The 2,719-nt window shown below is 64.7% G+C and carries 3 protein-coding genes; all 3 read right to left on the reverse strand.

Annotation, left to right across the window (positions count from 1 at the left end; genetic code table 11):
- Positions 1-896, reverse strand: an 896-nt coding sequence (locus EN984_RS29945; RefSeq protein ID WP_164765742.1) for a tetratricopeptide repeat protein, incomplete at its 3' end; no start/stop codon positions are given.
- A gap of 1 nt (position 897) precedes the next feature.
- On the reverse strand, positions 898-1,545 hold the full coding sequence (locus EN984_RS29950) for a thiamine phosphate synthase (RefSeq protein ID WP_127384172.1): 648 nt from the start codon (positions 1,543-1,545) through the stop codon (positions 898-900).
- Between the two features lie 134 nt (positions 1,546-1,679).
- Positions 1,680-2,585, reverse strand: coding sequence for a DMT family transporter (locus EN984_RS29955; protein WP_127268482.1), 906 nt, complete (start codon positions 2,583-2,585; stop codon positions 1,680-1,682).
- Positions 2,586-2,719 lie beyond the last annotated feature (134 nt).

Genomic DNA, 2,719 nt, shown 5'->3' on the forward strand with positions numbered 1-2,719 from the left:
GTGCCGATGCCTTGCATATAGAGCTTGGCCAGGCGGTTCTGGGCGGCGACATTGCCGCCCTCCGCCGCCTGCTTCATCCAGCCGAAGGCGGATTTCAGGTCGCGCGCACCGCCGCGGCCTTCGATCATCCAGGCGGCGAGATCGATCTGCGCGGTGTCGTAGTTCTGCCTTGCGGCCTGCGCCAGCAGGCGCCTTGCCTGGGCGTCGTCACGTGGCTTGCCACCGACACCGTTGGCGTAGATCTGCGACATTGCATATTGCGCGTCCGCGAGGCCGGTCGCGGCGGCGCGCTCATAGTAGGAAACCGCCTTGGCCATGCCGGCGTCGCCGGGGTCCTGCTGGACCAGCATCTGCGCGAAATTGAATTGCGCCAGCCGGTTGCCGGCTTCGGCGGCGGCCTGCATCAAGGCGTAGGCCTCTTTTCCATCCTTTTTGACGTAGCGGCCGTCGAGCAGCATCAGCGCATACTGGAACTGCGATTCCGGCACACCCTGTTCGGCGGCCAGCGCGTACCATTTCGCCGCTTGCGCCGAATTGACCGGCACACCGAGCCCCCGCGACAGGATCTCGGCCACCAAGGTCTGCGCCGCCGGATCGCCGTTTTGCGCCCGGACCAATGCCAGATTGTAAGCTGTCTTGTAGAGACCGCGCTGGAAGGCGCCATAGGCCGCGTCGGCGGGTTTTGCGCCGAAGCGGTCGGGATTGACCGTGTCGGCCGACGGCAGCGGCGCGGGCTCGGCCGTGGTAGCGGGCTGCGGCAACGGCTTGTCGATCGGCTTGTCGGTGTGGACGCCGATTTCCGGCTTGGGCTGCGGCAGGGGGATGGTCTCCGCGGCGGCAGCCTGGACCATCAGCACCGCAAGCAGAGCCTGGAGGGGAAGCGTCGCCGAGGACATTTCAGTCCTCGAAGCGCGGCGCGGTCTCGTCGAGCAGCGCGTTGGCGGTGGCGACCGCTGTCCTGGGATCGGTGCCGTCGGCAAACACGGCGCTCGACAGCGCCACGAATTCAGCGCCGGTGGCGCCCACCGCTTCGACCGAGGCGATGTCGGATCCGGCCATGACGATGCAAGGGATCTGGATCATGTCCGCCCACCATGCGCCGAGCGACAGGTTGCGCGGGTGCGGTTCGGGCTTGTTGTCGTAACCGAAGCGGCCGCAGAAGTTGTAGTCTGGCCGCGTCTCGCCAAGCTCGAGCGCGTCGTCACGTGTCTTGGCGCCGCCGGTGCCGACCATCATCTTTGCCTGGAAATGCTCGATCGTCTCGGCAAGTGCGGCCGTGGAGACCGCGACATGGATGCCGTCGGCCTGGACGCGGCCGGCTATGCGGGTGGCGCCGGCGATGATGACAGCAACGCCGGCGGCTTGCGCTGCCGGCACGATCTGTTCGGCGAAAGCCTGAAAGGAGGCTTCATCCATGCCGTTCTCGGGCAGGATCAGCGAAGCGACATCGCCGCCATCGAATGCCGCGACAATACGGGCCGCCGGCACGCCGGACGGCGCGATCAGCACGATGCGACAGCGATTGGGGGGCGTTGCTTCATTCATGGTTCTTCGGGTCCCGCGTTTCGCCTATGCCGGGCGAAGATGGTTGGATTGCGGCATAGAGCAAAGTGCCCGCTTTGAACAGGCGGGCAGCCGGGATCGCGATGTTTGACCCGCCGGGCATCCGGCGGGGCGCTTCATTTGATCGGGTGCGGGCTCGCCACGGGCGGTTTGCCCTTCCACAGCGTCCAGCCGAGATTCATGCCGGCGGCGGCGATCAGGATGGCGGTGGCGCCGACGACCTGACTCAGATGCAGCCGATGGCCGAAGGCGACGACATCGACCAGGATGGCGACGACCGGATAGATGAAGGACAGCGATCCCTGCAGATGCGTCGGCAGCTTCTGGATGGCGCCGTACATCAGTATGTACATCAGGCCGGTATGGACGATGCCGAGCGTCGCCAGCATGGTCCAGCTCCAGGCATCGGCCGGAAGCTCTGCAAGATTGGCGAAAGGCGCCAGCATGACGACGCCGACGCAGACCTGGATCAGCGCGATGAGGTGCGGCGGCGTGCCCTTGAGCTTCTTGGTGACGATGGCGGCGACGGCCCAGAAGAAAGCCGCGCCCAACGCCATGACGATGCCGGTGAAATAATCCGTGCCGATATCGCCGGCATCGGGAGCCGACTGCACGATCAGAACCATGCCGGCGAAGGCGATGGCCAGCCAGGTCAGCTTGGTCAGGGTCAGCCGCTCGGCGAAGAAAAGCGCACCGAAGCCGACCAGCATGAAAGGCTGCGTGTTGTAGACAGCGGTGGCGATCGAGATCGACGCGCGCGAGAATGCGCTGAACAGCAGCAGCCAGTTGACGACGATGGCGACGCCGCCGAGCGCGGCGATGCCGATGATGCGCAGCGACAGCCTGTTGCGCAGCAATCCCAGCCCGGCGCAGATGATGAGCAGCGTCAGCGCACCGAAAGCGCAACGCCAGAACACCACATCCATGATCGGCTGGCCGGACAGGACGACGAACCATCCGATCGTTCCCAGGATGGCCATTGCGGCTGACATTTCGACCGTGCCGCGCACCGTTTCGTTCACAACAAACCTCCATATCGGTTGAGCCGCCATAATCTCATGCTGCCGCGAAGCTTTCCATCTGATTGGAAAGGGCGTATGGCCGGTTGGCCTAATTATATTAGGAGAAAACTCCAAACTATCGGGGAAAGAAAAAG

Source organism: Mesorhizobium sp. M7A.F.Ca.CA.004.12.1.1 (genome assembly GCF_003997835.1).
Lineage (GTDB): Bacteria > Pseudomonadota > Alphaproteobacteria > Rhizobiales > Rhizobiaceae > Mesorhizobium.